The organism is Clostridium sp. CM041 (assembly GCF_055081035.1).
In genome coordinates, this window is record NZ_CM143648.1 from 2,971,850 (window position 1) to 2,989,306 (window position 17,457).

General features: G+C 30.7%; 13 protein-coding genes and 1 other RNA gene. 11 read left to right on the plus strand and 3 right to left on the minus strand.

The annotated features are described in order from the left end of the window. Nucleotides 1-6: 6 nt before the first annotated feature. Complete coding sequence (locus ACWJJT_RS14015) at nucleotides 7-294, minus strand: DUF4363 family protein (RefSeq protein WP_462955147.1); 288 nt, start codon at nucleotides 292-294, stop codon at nucleotides 7-9. A 98-nt stretch (nucleotides 295-392) separates the two neighbouring features. Next, entirely contained in the window at nucleotides 393-1,097 is a 705-nt protein-coding gene (locus tag ACWJJT_RS14020) for a DUF421 domain-containing protein (protein ID WP_462955148.1), read from the minus strand. Nucleotides 1,098-1,437: 340 nt separating this feature from the next. On the opposite strand from ACWJJT_RS14020, the gene ACWJJT_RS14025 reads away from it, so the two are divergent. The 7 genes from ACWJJT_RS14025 to ACWJJT_RS14055 all read left to right on the plus strand — a co-directional run bounded on the left by ACWJJT_RS14025 (nucleotide 1,438) and on the right by ACWJJT_RS14055 (nucleotide 10,497). Next, nucleotides 1,438-3,288, plus strand: a complete 1,851-nt coding sequence (locus tag ACWJJT_RS14025) for a sensor histidine kinase (protein WP_462955149.1) — start codon at nucleotides 1,438-1,440, stop codon at nucleotides 3,286-3,288. Between the two features lie 82 nt (nucleotides 3,289-3,370). Beyond that, nucleotides 3,371-5,158 (plus strand): sigma-54-dependent Fis family transcriptional regulator, encoded by a 1,788-nt coding sequence (locus tag ACWJJT_RS14030; protein ID WP_462955150.1) that lies wholly within the window; start codon nucleotides 3,371-3,373, stop codon nucleotides 5,156-5,158. Between the two features lie 255 nt (nucleotides 5,159-5,413). Further along, nucleotides 5,414-6,769 (plus strand): L-cysteine desulfidase family protein, encoded by a 1,356-nt coding sequence (locus ACWJJT_RS14035; RefSeq protein ID WP_462955151.1) that lies wholly within the window; start codon nucleotides 5,414-5,416, stop codon nucleotides 6,767-6,769. Nucleotides 6,770-6,874: 105 nt separating this feature from the next. After that, a non-coding RNA gene (gene ssrS, locus ACWJJT_RS14040) (6S RNA) lies at nucleotides 6,875-7,064 on the plus strand. Nucleotides 7,065-7,189: 125 nt separating this feature from the next. Further along, the gene (locus ACWJJT_RS14045) at nucleotides 7,190-7,993 is read left to right on the plus strand and encodes a hypothetical protein (RefSeq protein WP_462955152.1); all 804 of its coding nucleotides are present in this window, start codon (nucleotides 7,190-7,192) and stop codon (nucleotides 7,991-7,993) included. Between the two features lie 12 nt (nucleotides 7,994-8,005). Next, on the plus strand, nucleotides 8,006-9,124 hold the full coding sequence (locus ACWJJT_RS14050; protein WP_462956785.1) for an ATP-binding protein: 1,119 nt from the start codon (nucleotides 8,006-8,008) through the stop codon (nucleotides 9,122-9,124). A gap of 8 nt (nucleotides 9,125-9,132) precedes the next feature. Next, nucleotides 9,133-10,497, plus strand: coding sequence for a vWA domain-containing protein (locus ACWJJT_RS14055; RefSeq protein ID WP_462955153.1), 1,365 nt, complete (start codon nucleotides 9,133-9,135; stop codon nucleotides 10,495-10,497). Nucleotides 10,498-10,587: 90 nt separating this feature from the next. Here ACWJJT_RS14055 and ACWJJT_RS14060 read toward each other — a convergent pair whose 3' ends face one another. Further along, the gene (locus ACWJJT_RS14060) at nucleotides 10,588-12,312 is read right to left on the minus strand and encodes an alpha-glycosidase (protein ID WP_462955154.1); all 1,725 of its coding nucleotides are present in this window, start codon (nucleotides 12,310-12,312) and stop codon (nucleotides 10,588-10,590) included. Nucleotides 12,313-12,792: 480 nt separating this feature from the next. Here ACWJJT_RS14060 and ACWJJT_RS14065 point away from each other — a divergent pair, with 480 nt between their 5' ends. The 4 genes from ACWJJT_RS14065 to ACWJJT_RS14080 all read left to right on the plus strand — a co-directional run bounded on the left by ACWJJT_RS14065 (nucleotide 12,793) and on the right by ACWJJT_RS14080 (nucleotide 17,432). Next, nucleotides 12,793-14,061: a sugar ABC transporter substrate-binding protein gene (locus tag ACWJJT_RS14065; protein ID WP_220286140.1), complete on the plus strand. Its 1,269-nt coding sequence runs from the start codon at nucleotides 12,793-12,795 to the stop codon at nucleotides 14,059-14,061. A gap of 84 nt (nucleotides 14,062-14,145) precedes the next feature. Then, nucleotides 14,146-15,432 carry a sugar ABC transporter permease gene (locus tag ACWJJT_RS14070; protein WP_462955155.1) on the plus strand — a complete coding sequence of 429 codons (1,287 nt, stop codon included), beginning with the start codon at nucleotides 14,146-14,148 and terminating at the stop codon, nucleotides 15,430-15,432. Next, on the plus strand, nucleotides 15,432-16,292 hold the full coding sequence (locus ACWJJT_RS14075) for a sugar ABC transporter permease (protein ID WP_462955156.1): 861 nt from the start codon (nucleotides 15,432-15,434) through the stop codon (nucleotides 16,290-16,292). Before ACWJJT_RS14070 ends, ACWJJT_RS14075 begins: the two co-directional genes overlap by 1 nt. A 141-nt stretch (nucleotides 16,293-16,433) precedes the next feature. Then, a complete protein-coding gene (locus tag ACWJJT_RS14080) occupies nucleotides 16,434-17,432 on the plus strand; it encodes a LacI family DNA-binding transcriptional regulator (RefSeq protein ID WP_462955157.1) in 999 nt (332 codons plus the stop codon). Nucleotides 17,433-17,457 lie beyond the last annotated feature (25 nt).

Here is a 17,457-nt window from a genome sequence, read left to right on the forward strand (position 1 = left end):
TAGGTATTATTTTGTTAGTTCATCCCAATTTTCAATAATTTGATTTAATTCAATTAAGGTACTAGCTTTATCCTCACTGGCTATTGAACCGCGAAGACTGGCGATGTTTAAACTTATGTTATATAGTTCATCTCGTTCAACGCTAAATTGAATGCGAGGTATGATTTTTTTCCAGGCAGTATCAATGCTCACGATATCTTGCTCAAGCATATCCCACTTTTCAGATTTTGCATGTTCTATAGATAGCTCTACAAAGGAAACTACGTCTTCTGAAGGAGTGCGAGGCTTTTTCAAATAATTACCTCCTAACATTATTAGTACGAAAATTGTTAAAGTAACTATTGGTATAGCATATGATATAAATTTTTTCATAGTTTAAGCCCCTTTATCTGCTATTTGTTATTTTCTTCTATATCATCTTTATAAAGATCTATATGTAAACCGGTTGCTCCGTTATAGATAGCTAAAAATACTTCGGAAGCATCATTAATACCTTTCTTTTTTAGTTTAGTCATTAGCCATTTTTCATTTCTATTAATTTTATCTAAGTTATCTTGCAAAATAGATCCATCGTAAATTATTTCAAAATCAATACTAGCAGGGGTAGTTTTAACTTTTAAATCATTCGCTGTAACAGTATCACATTGAGTTTTTTTTAAGATAGACAATTGTCCATCTTTTTCTAGTATTGCATAAGCTACGTCGCTTAAGTCAAAAACACCTTTATCTCTTAACTGTGATAAAAGGTCACCTATGGTGTAGCGAAATTTTTTCATGGATTTCTCAAGTACTTTTCCGTTTATAATAATAATGGTAGGTTCACCATCTAGGTATTTTTCAGCAGTCTTTGAGTTAACAGTTATTAATTGCAAAACAAGACATAACACAGTCCAAGTAAGTAAGCCTACCCAATGAGGCCATGCCCTACTAGTTAAATCTGTAGTTAGAGTGGAGGCAGTGGAGCCTATAGTTATACCTACAACATAATCAAAAAAAGTTAGTTGACTAATCTGCTGCTTTCCAAGAACACGAGTAAATATTAATAAGGTGAAAAATCCGATGATTCCTCTCGCTAGTACTATTAGACCTTCATTCATTAATACCATCTCCTTTCGATGATAGTATATCCATATTTTATATTTATATTTATATGTATTTTATTGAAACTTATATTTAGATTAGAGTAGGTTTGTGGTATTTTGAATTATATGTAGAAAATTGACATAATTTAAAATATGAAAATTGATGCTAAAATGATTGGAGAAAGTTATAATTATATTAGAAATAAAGTGAATTTAGGCGATATATGTATTAAAATGTAAAAGCTGAAGAACCAAAATGCCTTAGGGAAAAATAAGAACTTAAAAAGGTTATAAGGATCAGTGATGATCCTTATATTGCCGTTAAATATAAATGCTTTAATTGGATGTGAAAAAAATGAGTACTATTGACGGAGGCAGAAAAAAAGAAATAAATGATATTATATCTATTGTTAAATTAATTTCCTTATTATTTTGTGGAATTGTAATATACAATGAACTTCTTATATCAAATAATGGGATTCTTCAAAACTCAAGTGGGTATATTAATATAATTCCAACGGCACTACTATCAGTAAGTAGTATATGTATTTATTGGTTATGGTCATTTTTTTCTATAAGAAGATTTAAATGTAAACATGTAAAGTTAATACAAATTATTGAGAACTTAGTTTTTATTATGATTTTTTCAATTACAATTATTTTATCAAATAATTGTACTAGTCAATATAAATTATTGTTCCTATTTATAATTGTTACTTCCACATTAGAATTAGGTATGAAAAATGGTGTTACTACGGCTGTTATTTCATCAGGGATAATACTAGTTATAGATTTGATTTATGCACCATATACTAGTGTTAATTTATATTTTCAGAATGATTTAATTATGGCAGCAGTATTTATTTTAACTGCATGGCCATTAGGTCATTACGTAGAAATTGAAAAAGAAAATATATATAGAAAAAATTTACAACTTCAAGCGCTTAATGATGAATTAAAGGACACTGATAATCAACGTATATATATAGAAAAAATATTATTGAAAAATGAAGATTGCCATAGTTTACTTATTGAAAATTCAAGAGAAGCTATATTTGTTCATAGAAATGATAAAGTGATTTTTGTGAATGAAAGTGCTATAAAATTAGTGGGGTTAAATACCCAAGATGAATTAATAGGGAGACTTATCTTAGACTTTATGGATATAGATGATAGTGAAAATATTAAAGAGAAGTTTGATGAAATATACAATAAGCAAAGCACACTTGTAAATTTTGAAGGAAAAATATTTAAGCAGGATGGTAAAGTTGCTAATGTGCAAAATACCTCTACTTATTTTACATATGCAGGACAACCCGCGATATTAAGTATAATACGTGATATTACTCCTGAAAAGCAGGTTGAAAAACTGCAATTGGACATAGAAAAAAATCTTCAATTATTAAATGAAACTATTAAATTGAATAAATTGATTACAGAGGTATTTACAAATATCTCTCATGAATTAAAGACTCCCTTAAATGTTATATATTCGGCTATTCAGGTATTAAGTATATATAACAATACAGAAGAATTTTGGGAGAAAAAAGATGAATATCTAGTTGTAATGAAACAAAATTGTTTCAGGCTTATGAGGTTAATTAATAATTTTTTAGATATTACGAAAGTAGATTCAGGGTTACTTAAACCAAACATGGTAGAGGTTAACATCGTAAGCGTGATTGAAAATATAGCTTTATCTGCTGCATCCTACGTGGAAAGTAAGCAAATTCAACTTACTTTTGATACAGATGTAGAAGAAAAGATAATGACTTTCGATCCAGATAAAATAGAGAAGATTATGCTTAATGTACTATCTAACTCCATTAAATATACTGATTGTGGTGGTAAAATTTTAGTGGCATTGACTGATAAGGAAGATAGTATTCTTATTTCTGTAAAGGATACTGGTATAGGTATACCAGAAGACAAGTTAAAATTTGTATTTGAGAGGTTTGCACAAATAGATAAAACATTAAAACGTCCTTGTGAAGGGGCAGGTATAGGATTGTTCCTTGTAAGATCTTTTGTAAAAATGCATGAAGGAAGCATTGAAATAAAAAGTGAGATTAACATAGGAAGTGAGGCTATAATTAAACTTCCAACAAAAACATTAACAAAGCATTATGTAGATGATGAATTTCAGTATAAAACTAGTACAGAAAGAATTAATATAGAATTTTCTGATATATATTCAGATGTTTAACGACATTTCAGCGACCCAGGATATTATTTAACTATGGTATAATAAATTCAGATTTATGTAAAAAATTAAAAGGATGATAAGTATGGATTTGATAAAAATAGTTTCAAATGTTCAGAAGATTTCTGAGGCGATATCAAGCGTTATAGGAGTAGATGTGACGGTTGTAGATAATAATTATAATAGAATAGCAGGGACAGGAAGGTATAGAAATTGTATCGGAGAAAAAGTAAATGAAAAATCTGTTTTTGGATTTGCGCTGACGCAGGGAGAAAGCTTCGTTATTGAAAATCCTAGAAAACATTTTGCATGCTTAAAGTGTGATAATGCTTACAGTTGCAAGGAGTTTGCCGAGGTTTGTTGTCCAATTCATGTTGGTAATGATACTATTGGAGTTATTGGGCTTATTGCTTTTGAAGAAGAACAAAGGGATGCTATTATAAATAATCAAGTAAACCTAATGAATTTTTTAAATAGAATGGCGGATTTAATATCCTCAAAGCTATTAGAACAGGAAAATACAGAGAAAATAAAGCTTTTGGCAGGGGAACTTGAGATAGTCCTTGACGCTGTAGATAAAGGAATTATAGCAGCGGACCACGAAGGAAATATTCTTCATTATAACACCAAAGCATTACAGCTATTTAGACTTCATGGAAACCAAATTTTAAATACAAATATAAAAAATCTCATTGGTGACTTAGATTTCAATAAACTTATCGAAAAACATAAGAATTTAAAGAATAAAGACTTTAGTTATAATGGTAGTAGTCATCATTTCAGAGGAGTACTTGATGCGAAACCTATTAGTATTGGTGATAAAAACTTTGGTATAGTATGCTCCTTTAGTAATATTTCCGATTTATTAAAAACAGTAAATAATATTACCACAGGGACTATGGTTACGTCTTTTGACAGCATTATAGGTGGTAGTTACTGCTTAGAACAAGTTAAATTAGAAGCGGAAAAAGCAGCGAAATCTACCTCTACAGTACTTATTCAGGGAGAAAGTGGAACTGGAAAAGAGCTATTTGCACGGGCTGTTCATTTTTATAGTTATAGAGCGAAAGGACCATTTATTACTATAAATTGCGCGGCTATTCCAGAACAATTGCTAGAAAGTGAGCTTTTTGGGTATGAAGATGGTGCTTTTACAGGAGCGCGAAGGGGTGGCAAGGCAGGGAAATTTGAATTAGCAAATAAGGGAACAATATTTTTGGACGAAATTGGAGACATGGCTATTCATCTTCAAACTAAACTTTTAAGGGTAGTACAGGAATACGTTATCGAAAAAATTGGTGGAAAAGAATCCATTCCCATAGATGTAAGAATAATTGCAGCTACCAATAAAGATTTAGAAAAAAAAGTACTAGAGGGAGAGTTCAGGCAAGATTTATTTTATAGATTAAATGTAATTCCACTTAATATACCTCCTTTAAGAGATAGAAAAGATGATATAATAGTTCTTGTGGATTATCTTTTAGACAAATGTAATTCTAAGCTAGAAAAGCATATAAATAAAATAGATGATGATTCTTTAGAAATTTTTATGAATTATAAGTGGCCTGGCAATGTACGTGAACTTGAAAATACCATAGAATATGCTGTAAATATGTGCAGTGGTAGTGTTATAAAATGTACGGATCTGCCGAAGAGGTTGAAAGGTTGCGAGAGCACTTTAAAGTCGAATAAGAATGTAGAGATTATACCTATTAAGGAATTAGAAAAAAAAGAAATTGAAAAAGCTCTAGAGTATTTTGGACATAGTAAACAGTCAATTACAAAGTCTGCTGAGGCTTTAGAATTAAGTAGAGCGACTTTATATAGAAAAATAAAAGAATATGGGATCAAATCATCTTCTTCGAAGCTATAAATCATCTTTTTCAAAGCTGTAAATCATTAATCAGTATCAAAATGAGAATTAATTCTCATTTTGATACTGGTTTTTTTATCGTTTTGAGAATAAACACCACTGAAAGCTTTATTCTCAGGTTAATTTTATTGGCATGAGTATTGCTATTATATGTATAAGGTATATTTAAAAAAATATTAATAAAAGCTACATAAGTTTTTAATGTATTTAATTTTATAGGTATGTCTTAGAATAATTCGTTGGGGGAGTGTTTTCATGAAATTAAGAAATCTTATAGTTCAAACACTTAAAGAAGAAGTTGTCCCTGCCATGGGATGTACTGAGCCAGTAGCTGTTGCTCTTGCATGTGCAAAGGCTAAAGAACTAATAACTTTTAATAATATAGTAAGTGCAGAAGTTTTTGTTAGTCCTAACATATATAAAAATGGATTGTCAGTTGGTATACCAAATACGCAGGAGGTTGGGCTTTCGATTGCAGCTTCACTGGGTTTTGTTGGTGGAGAAAGTAAAAAGGATTTTAGGGTACTTGAAGGAATTAACAAAATGCAAGTGCAACTTGCAAAAGAGTTTTTATATAGTGGGAAATTAAAACTAGACATTAAAGACACTGGAGATAAAATCTATGTAGAAGTAAATCTTGTAACAGATAAAGGTAATTGTAGTGTAATTATAAGCGGAAAACATAATAGATTTATTTATATTGAAAGATTAGGCGAAGTTCTAATAGATCTAACAAATGAGGATGAGAGTAGCAATAAGGGAAAGAATATTTTATATAATTTGAGAATAAGAGACATTATAAAAGAAATTGAGAAAATTCCTCATGAGGATATTGCTTTTATGTTAGAGGGAATAGTGATGAATGAAAATATAGCCAAGGTAGGACTTAAAAAGAAAATGGGCATGGGAGTTGGATTTAGTCTTAAGAAAAGCATAGAGAAAGGGATTCTGTCAGAAGACTTAATGACCTCTTCAATGATGCTCACAGCAGCAGCTAGTGATGCGAGAATGTCAGGGATGAATTTATCTGTTATGAGTAGTAGCGGAAGCGGAAACAATGGGCTTACAGCAATTTTGCCATTGGTTGCATATAAAAATAAATTTAATGTAAGTGATGATAGATTGGCTAAGGCAGTGGCAATAAGTCATATTACGAACAGCTATATAAAACATTATATAGGGAGATTATCAGCACTGTGTGCTTGTGGTGTTGCAGCTGGAACTGGGGCTGGTATTGCTATAGCGTGGTTAATGGGTGCTAGTTATGACCAAATAGATGGTGTTATAAAGAATACCATTGCAAACACCAGTGGGATGATATGTGATGGGGCAAAGGAAGGCTGTGCATTAAAGCTTTCAACTTCTGCATCAGTCGCTGTGCAATCAGCGATTTTGGCTATAAATAATTCTATTATACCTGCAAGAAATGGAATTGTTGCAGAAACTGCAGAAGATACAATTAAAAATTTGGCAGTTTTATCAATAGACGGTATGAGTACAGCAGATGCTGTTATATTAAAGACCATGAAAAAAATGCAAAGAGAATATACCTCTGCACAAGCAGATAAAAACTCAAAAGTGTATTTAAAAAAACAAGGCATTATTGCATAAAAAAAATTTTAAAGAAACCATAAATTACTATTGAATTTTATTTATAATCTGATATAATAAATTTAATAAGAAATACTTAAACGTATTCATTGATTTTATAAGTTTGTATTTCTGAGGTATTCGTGAAGCTCTTATTTTCAACCTACAGTATTAATACGGGAGTTCGAGATCTAGGTGTGGATTTGGCCTATAAGACCAATATTTTAAGTGGCAAGGACTATTAAACATCTCTGAGGACACCCACCTATCGAAAAGATAGGTGTAAAAATTGGGGCAACGGTATTTTGGAATATAAAATATAAAATTTTAGATCGTTTATGAAAGAGATAGAAATATCTCTTTTTTTTATTTCCAAGAAATAATAAATTCATTTTTCATGTTATAATTAATTTAAATTAATAAGTATCGAGGTGCAATTTTATGATAGAAAATAAAGTCATTGCGATGATAGAGAGTAATCCAATTGTTATAAGAAATATTGAAAATCCTAGTGATCAAATGAAGATAATGGCTATAAAGAAAGATGGGGTAATGCTACGTTATATAAGAAACCCTACAAAAGAAATGAAGGAGCTAGCAATAAGAAGTAATCCACGGTCAATTGAGTTTGTAGAAAATCCAAGTTATGATATGAAAAAATATGTTGTGTCAAAGCTATGGAATACTTTGGAATTTATTGAAAATCCCTGCGAAGAATTGATAAAAATAGGCATTGATCAAAAAGGCTATGCAATAAAATATGCAAAAGAACCAAGCAATTTATTGCAAAAACTAGCTATAGAAAAAGATTATGACTCTATAAAATATATAGACAACCCAAATGAAGAAATACAAATTTTGGCTATAAAAATAAATTATAATGCGTTAAGGTATATAAAAAATGCAACCTTAAATGCAGAAATTTTGGCTGTTTGCGAAAATGAAGCTGCAATAAAGTTCATTTCAAACATAGATGAAAATAAAAAAATATCATTTTTAAAGCGCAATGCCTTGGTAATGAAATATTTCATTAATGACCTACCAATGGATGCTACGGAGCTGGCTTTCAAAGATGTATTATCTAAAGAAACTATATCAGAAAAATACGTAAGAGATTTTATAAACTGCGATAGTATAAATAAAAAATATGGAAATATATCTATGGATAAAATAATTTTTATTTATAAATATGGTAGTAAAGTCTGCAAAAAAATAGCAGTTGATGAAAAACTGAATATGATGTAAGAAGGGTGAATGATGAATTTTAAAGATACAATGCAAAGTGTAGATCTTGTTATACAAACGGATGAAGTACCTTTAGTTATAGGTGAAAGTGGTATAGGTAAAACTGCCTTAGCGAAGACGCTTTCAAAAATTAAAGGCTGGAGCCTAGTTATTATAGATGGAAACCTTTTGAAAGAAGGAGAAATAGGTGGTCTTCCAACAGTTGAGGATTATAGTTTTAAAGATGATAGAGGAAAGACTGTTAGTAAGAAAAATACTGTTTACGCGGTTCACACAAAGCTACAAGAAATAGATAATTTGATATCTAGCGGTAAAGAGGTGTTCTTATTTATTGATGAAATAAATCGTTGTGAACATACGGTGCAGCAGGAGCTTATGAATCTTATACTAAATAGGGAGATAAATGGGTACAAGCTAAATGAAAAAGTTAAAATATTAGCTGCAATGAATCCTTCTAGTAAATACGGGGAAGATTTTGATTATCAAGTAGTTGATATGGATGCAGCGCAAGAAAATAGATTTGTTTTGCTACAAATGGAATGTGATTCATTAGCTTGGATTTCATGGGCTATTGAGAATAAAATAGAGCAAAAGGTTATAGAATTTATATCTACTTTTCCAGAATATTTACTTAATAACCAAAAGGATGAGCAAATAAGAGCAACCCCTAGAAGTTATGAACGGGTTTCTAAAAGCTATAGGATTTACAAGGAAAATAAAGAGACAATCCATAAAAGAATATTTTTAAATATATTAAAAGGGAATTTAGGCAATAGAATAGCTCATGAGTTTATGGCATTTTCACAGGAAGATAATAAACCTCTAATTTCTTATGAGGAGGTATTTAATGGCACGCAATTATCACAAGATGTAATAGCAAAGGTGAAAGAAGAAAGTCATACTAGATTATATTTGATTGCAAATAATATTTTATGTATCTTAGATAAAAAAGAAATTTTAAATAGTGATATACAAAGACTTGTAGAATTCCTAGAGATTTACCCTGTGGACCTAGGGGTAGGAATTATGCAGGATATTAAAGAAAGTCATAATAGTGTTTATAAATTATGTTTGGAAAATGAGGATTTCATTGAAATGTATTTTAAGGCCTACAATGAAATAAAAGGCTAGGTGAAATTATGGTGAAAAACTTTGAAAGTCTTAAAAATGAGCTTTATTATGAAATTTCTAATGTGAAAAGCATTGAAGAAATGCCAAAGGATTTTGCGGAAAACTTTTTGAAGCTTGTGCAAAAGGTTAATTTTATGCTCATAGAAGATAACGAAAACTTTTATGGGTATTTTCTGCTTCAAATGTCTAGGGAGATAAAATATGACATAACCTCGCCCACGGCTGTAAACTTTAAATTATCTAGGTACGTTATTTATTTTAATCCCTATATCTTTTTAAATCTTACACCGAGGCAGATGATGGGCTCTATTAAACACGAGATTTATCACATATTATCCTCCCATTTGAATCGTGCAAGGAGTCTTAAAACAAAATATAGTACCCTTTCTATTAATATGGCAATGGATATAGTAGTGAACCAGTATATAGATTATTTGCCGCCCTATGCCACGACAATAGACAGTATAAATTTTAAGTATAGTTTAAAGATGCAACATTATATGACTATGGAGTATTATGCGCATACAATTCAAGAAGCCTTAAATCTATTAGAACAAGAAGATGAGAGAGAAAAAGATGACTCTAAGGATAAGCACATAGAAAAAGAATTTAATACATCTAAAACTCATGATTTATGGGAAGAATCTATAGAGACAGATGAGGAGACCCTTAAAGATTTTACGCGAAAATTTGCGAAACTTGCAGAAAAGGGCAAGGTTCCTCTTTATTTAGAGGGAATTCTCAAAGGATTAAAAGCGAGTAAAGGTGAAATTCCTTGGAATTTATATCTGAAAAAAATAATGGGAACCTTAGAAAGTGATAAAAAAAAGACTGTGTCAAGAAGGAACAGACGTCAACCTAATAGATTAGATTTAAGGGGAGAACTAAGAGGACATACAGCTAAAATTACCTTGGCTATAGATATAAGCGGTAGCATAAGTGATGAGGAGTTTCATGGAGCAATAAAGGAAGTTTTTAATATTGTAAAAACTTATAAGCATGAAATAACCTTGATTGAATGTGATTCGCAAATAAGGCAAGTATACAAGGCTAAGTCTATTAGTAGTATAAGAAAGCGTTGTAGTTCGCGCGGTGGTACAAAATTTACACCGGTAGTTAAGTATGTAAATAATACGGATACCAATATACTAATATATTTTACAGATGGAAAGGGTGAAGAAAAACTGGATGTAATGCCAAAAGGGTATAAAATTTTGTGGGTTATATCAGGACGCACCGATAAACTTTCATTAAACGAGCCTCTTGGAATTGTGAAAAAACTAAAACCAGTAGAGATAAAAGAGGATACTTCAGAGAGGTTAGATGTAATGGTTGATGGTTTTTCTATGAATCATCATGAACCAATATATTAGGATCTTTTTTCTTATATTATGCTATAACGAAAAGTATATATTAAAAAAGGGGCACGCCTTTTATCAACGACTGCCCCGCTTTCTTATTTCCTATAACTTTAATATTTTGAATTCCATAGGGTCTAATATTAATCCATTGTTTAATTTTGTTTCCTGTGAAGTGAAAATATCTATAGCGGTGTTATCTAAAGATAGCTTAACATTATACTCTTTATCACTATTGTTAATAGCAATTAGTAGAGAGTCACCTTCATAACTTCTTTCAAAAACTAATACATTGTCCTTGCAATAGAGTTTTTTGTAGCCACCATAAATTAAAGCACTATTATTTTTTCGAAGAGATATCATAGTCTTATAGTGGTTAAATAATTCTATATTTTGCTTTTCTACATCCCAAATCATACATTTTCTGCACTGAGGATCCTCAGCACCATTAAGACCTATTTCATCTCCATAATAAATATATGGAACTCCTTGGTAGCAAAATTGGAAGGCGATTGCAAGCTTCATTCTGTCTACATTATCCTCACATTCAGTTAAAAATCTCTTAGTATCATGACTGCCTATTAGATTCCAGAGTTGCCTTGTGATGCTACTCATATAAAGAGTTCTATTAGAAGATAATATATTGTCGAATTCTTCTGCAGCTATGCTTCTATTAGCGAAAAAATCAACTAAAGCAGATTTAAAAGGATAGTTCATTATACTGTCCAGTTGATCTCCTTTTAAGAAGGAGTTTGCTTCATGCATTATTTCACCAACAATAACCGCATCTTTATTAGCTGCTTTAACTACTTTACTAAAAGCTCTCCAAAAATCATGGTCAACTTCATCGCAAACATCCAGTCTCCAACCATCAATTCCTATTTCTTTTATCCAATATTCTCCCACCTTTAATAAATACTCTCTTACTTCACTATTATGAGTATTTAATTTCGGCATTGTGCTTACGTCATCAGCAAAAGTATAGTAGTTCACAGTATCAGTACTAACTGGGTAACTGTCGATAAAATACCAGTCCTTATACTTTGAAGCTTCTTGTTTGTCTAGTAAATCCTCAAAGGCAAAGAAGTTACTTCCTGAATGATTGAATACAGCATCAAAAATAATTTTCATTCCTTTTTCATGACATTTTTTTATTAACTCTTTTGCTGTGTCTAAGGTCCCAAACTGAGGGTCTATGCCATAATAATCTGCTGTATTATATTTGTGGTTTGAAGTGGATTTAAATATTGGAGTTAAGTAAACTAAATTAACGCCTAATTCCTCTAGATAGTCTAACTTATCAATAACTCCCTTAATAGTTCCACCAAACATAGATTCAGTGTTTACTACACTGCCCCATTTGGAAGTATTCTCTTGGTCGTTACTTTTATCTCCATTATAAAAACGATCCGGAAAAATTTGATATACAACTGATTCTTGTAACCAAGGAGCTTCTTCATATAAATCGCCCTCTGCCAAATAGGCAAATTGAAAAGCTGTGATTTCTTTTAGATCTGTTGTCTTATCTCTAAAGCCTCTTTCATCAAAACATATTATATTATTATCCCAATCAATTAGCTCAAAGTAATATCTATATCTGTTTCTCTCAACGGATACTTCTGTTTCAAAATAATCAAATAAGTCAGCTTGAGCTGTAATTTTCATTTCTTTAACATCGTATGGATCATCCCAGTTATATCTATCTTTATAATATAAATTGCACTTTTTAACATCATCTTTTGCTGTTCTTAAACGCAGCACTAGAGTGTTTAAATCTCTTCCATAGGCATAGGGTGTTTCAGTAATATGATATATTGCATGCTTATTCATTTTAATCTACCTCACTTTTATGTTTATTCTAGGCATATGAAAAAAGTAAATAGTGGAAGTTGTCATGGATATTTCCTGTATGCCCTAGTATATTTATGGGTGCAATTATATCATAAGCATTTAGTGATGATTGTATATACTTAATAAAATATGTATATACACTATGTTAATTTATTTGTACTTATTGAATTGTAATATAAAATTGTGCATTTGCTTATACGTTTGTACAAAATTTCCTTAGAATATTGTTGTAATAAAGTAAAGCAGTATTGTTATTGAGAGAATCTAAACTAGAGATTATAAGGGCTCAAAGTGATTTTGAAATTGATTTCATAATAATATTACATAGTATTTTATTATAGTTAATTAAACAAAATTCAGTAAAAAGATTATTTGACAGTTCTGAAAATTCGGTTTACAATAAAAATATGCAAACGCTTGCAGAGATGTTATAAAAATACTATTTTGGGGGGATTAAATATGAAAAGGAAAGTATTAAGTCTATTATTAGCTTTATCATGCACTGTATCGTTAGCAGCATGTGGTACTAAAAAAGTAGCAGTAGAAGCAACAGCAGCTAAAGAAGGAGTTGCAACTGAAGTGAAACCTGAATCAGGAGCTAAACTAGTAGTTTGGACGGCTAAAGGCGTTGAAACAGATTATATGAAGCTTATTGGTACTGAGTTTGAAAAGAAATACGGAGTAAAAGTTACATACGAAGAAGTTGGAGCTATTGATACTAAAGCCAAAATGGCTACAGATGGACCAGCTGGAGTAGGAGCGGATGTATTTGATGCACCACATGATCACACTGGAGAACTTGTATCATCAGGTTTAGTTTTAGAAAATAACCTATTTGCAGAAAGAGTTAAGAAGGACTATTTAAAATCAGCTTTAGATGCAGTATCATATGAGGGTAAAGTTTACGGATATCCAACAGCAGTAGATACTTACGGATTATTTTACAATAAAGATGTATTCAAAACAGCACCAAAAACTTATGAAGAGATAATTGCAAAAGCCAAAACATTTAATGATGCAAAAACAAACAAATATGCATTTATGTGGGATATTGGAAATGCTTACTTCTCTCATAGTTTTATAGCAGGAAGCGGCGGTTATATTTTTAAAAATGGAACTGATAAAACAGACGTTGGTATTGATTCAGCTGGAGCAATTGACGGAGCAAAATCTTTAATGGATTTGAAAAAAGTTTTACCAATCAATGCAGCAGATTCAACTAATGCAATTGTGGAAGGTTTATTTGATGAAGGAAAAATAGGAGCTATGATAGATGGACCATGGGCAGTATCAGGTAGAGAAAAGGCTGGTGTTAATTTTGGTGTAGCACCATTACCTAAATTAACTAATGGAAAGCAACAATCAAGTTTATCAGGAATAAGAACATTATTTGTTAGTTCTTATTCAAAATATCCAATAGCAGCTCAAATGTTCGCTAGTTTAGCAACATCTGATGAAATGTTATTAAAAAGATATGAATTGACTAAACAAATACCACCAGTAACAAAACTAATGGGAAACGCTAAAATTAAAGATGATCCAATGGTTGCACCATTTTTAGAGCAAATAAAATATTCTGTACCAATGCCATCAAATCCTCAAATAGGACTTGTTTGGACTCCATACGGAGCAGCATTTTCATCAATGTGGAACGATGGAGTTGCTCCTGAAAAAGCACTTAAAACTGCAGCTAAAACTATAAGAGACGCAATAGCTGCTCAAAAATAATTAGTTGTAAATAGAAGTTAGTCATTTGCTATATAGCAAATGACTAATTTTAAATAAAATTTTATCTGATTTAGGAGGTATGAAATGAAAAAATCAAAAAAAGCAACTCTTTTCTCTGTGCTCTTTATGGGTCTAGGACAAATATATAACAAAGAAATATTCAAAGGAATTATGCTTGCAATTATAGAAATAGTAGCATTATTTAATATAAGATATTTTTCAACATCAATAAAGGGTCTAATTTCACTAGGAGATTCTGGTGTGAAATTTGTGAATGGGAAAGCAACAGGAGATCATTCTATTTTCTTAATGATTGAAGGTCTTATAGCTGTTATAATTTTATTTCTTGTAATTTCAGTATACATACTTAATATCTATGATGCAAAACGAGGGGGCGAAAGTATAGAAAAAGGTAATAAACCACTAAATACAAAAGAATTCTTAAGTTATGTGTGGGAAAAATATTTTCCTCATATCATGATAACACCTGGATTCTTGTTTACTGTATTTTTTATTATGCTTCCTATTATGTTCACCGTAGTAGTTGCCTTTACTAACTATTCAAGTCCTAATCATTTGCCACCAAGGAACTTAGTTGACTGGGTTGGACTTGATAACTTTAAACAATTAGTAAATTTAAAAATGTGGAATAATACTTTTCTAAAAGTAGGAGTTTGGACACTTATATTTGCTGTAGTAAGCACTACTTGTAACTTTTTTGTTGGTTTATTCTTAGCACTAATAACTAATGCTAAGGGAATAAGATTCAAAAAGTTTTTTAGAACAATTTTTCTTTTGCCTTATGCTATACCAGCATTTATATCCTTACTTATAATGAGATTAGCATTTAGTGGACCAGGTCCAGTAAATAATATGCTAGCTTCCTTTGGAATGGGAAAAATACCTTTTTTTACAGATCCTACTATTGCGAAAATAATGATTTTAATAATAACGGTTTGGTTAGGATCACCTTATTTTATGGCACTTATGTCAGGAATACTTACTAATATAGACAAGTCTTTATATGAAGCTTCTGAAATTGATGGTGCAACCAAGTGGCAACAATTTTATAAAATAACTTTGCCACTAGTGCTTTTTCAAACAATGCCACTATTAACAATGAGTTTTGCTTATAATTTTAATAACTTTGGGATGATTTATTTGTTAACAGACGGTAATCCAGTTAATGGAAGTTTACAATATGCAGGAGATACTGATATCTTAATTTCATGGATCTATAAGATGACAAAGGATCAGAATCAATACCATATGGCATCTGTAATTACCATTATATTATTTATTTTTGTTGCAAGTATTTCAGCATATAGCTTTAGTAAAACCAAAGCCTTCAAAGAGGAGGACATGATGTAATGAATAAAAAAATAGTAAAAAATAAAAAGGTAAATTTATCCGATGTAATTCAAAAAATAATTATATATGCTATATTGGTGCTATTATGTATAGTAATATTGACACCGGTAATTTGGATTGTTTTATCCTCATTCAATAGTGGTACAAGTTTATTTAGTTCATCTATAATTCCTAAAAATCCAACATTAATCCACTATAAAGAGTTGTTTACACAAACTGATTTTCCGAAATGGTATATGAATACATTTAAAATTGCTATAATTAATATGGTTTTGTCAGTTATACTAACAACACTTTCTGCTTATGCATTTTCTAGATTTAAATTTAAGGGTAGAAAACAAGGGCTTATGACAATGATGATTTTACAAATGTTCCCCGGTTTCTTAGCTATGACTGCTGTATTTATTCTAATAAGTAAGTTAGGATTATTAAATAGTCATTGGGGTTTAATTCTTGTGTATGCAGGTGGACAAATACCATATAATACATGGTTATGTAAAGGCTTTTTCGATGGTATTCCAAGAAGCTTAGATGAAGCTGCAAAAATAGATGGGGCTTCAAATATGACTATTTTCGTAAAGGTAATATTACCTTTGGCAAGGCCTATAATTACATTAGTTGCACTTACAAACTTTATGGGACCTTGGTTTGATTTTATATTTCCTCAAATAATATTAAAAAGCAGTGAGAAGAAAACACTTGCTATGGGATTATTTGAATGGGTTCAAAAACAACAAAACACCCAATTTACCATGTTCGCTGCAGGTGCAATTCTAGTTGCTATTCCAATTACATTGCTGTTTGTATATTTACAAAAGCATATTGTAGAAGGACTATCATCTGGTGCTACTAAAGGTTAGTTTTTATAATTAGACATTATCTAAAATAACATACTAATTAGTTATTTTAGATGATGTCTAAAACTTTAACGGCATTTCAGAAATCAAGTTTTATAATATAACTCGTATAAATATTTTTAGAAAGTAGGAAGTGAAGTTTTCATGTCGATAACTATAAGGGAAGTAGCAAAGCTAGCAAATGTATCACCTTCAACAGTTTCAAGAGTTATTGCGGATAATTCTACAATTAGTGATGCAACAAAGAAAAATGTTTTTAAAGTAATGAAGGAAATCAATTATCATCCTAATGCAATAGCTAGGAGCTTAGTTAGTAAAACAACTAAAACTATAGGACTTATTTTACCTAGTACTGATGAAGATTTATTTTCTAATCCATTTTTCATTCAAATTATGAGGGGAATGAGCCATTATGCTCAAAAAAAGGGATATTATATTATGTATGCTTACAGCAGCAATGAAGATCAAGAAGTAAAGTATATAGCAAATTTAATAAATAGTGGAAGAGTTGACGGAATTATTTTGCCATTTGTAAAAAAGGATGACAAATGCATCACTTATTTAAAAAAAGTAGATTATCCTTTCGTAGTAATAGGAAAACCAGAGGATACAGAAGGACTTTTATGGGTTGATAATGATAACTTTCACGCCATGTATAGTGTTGTTAATTATCTTATACAAAAGGGTGAGAGAAAAATTGCATTTATAGGAGGACCAGCTACACTTAATGTAACTATAAATAGGTTAGAAGGTTACAGAAAGTCCATGGGAAATATTGGGATGAAAATAGATGAAAATATGGTACAAGTAGCAGAGTTTACAGAAAGTAGTGGTTATGATGCTATGAAAAGAATTTTAGAAAAATCCAGCCCTACAGCTGTTGTAACCACTGACGATTTAATTGCCTTTGGTGCATCAAAAGCAATAAGCGAAATGTCCAAAACCCATATTTCAATAGTTGGGTTTAATAACACACCATTAACTGCATACAGAGAGCCTACACTTTCTTCAGTTGATATTAATTCTGAAGAATTAGGTTATTTTGCAGTTAAGCTATTAATAAATAAATTGGAAGATGAGAAAGAATATATAACCAATTATATTATTGATACAAAATTAGTTGAGAGAGAGTCAACTAAATAACTCAAGGTGGTAAATCCCCTTCGGA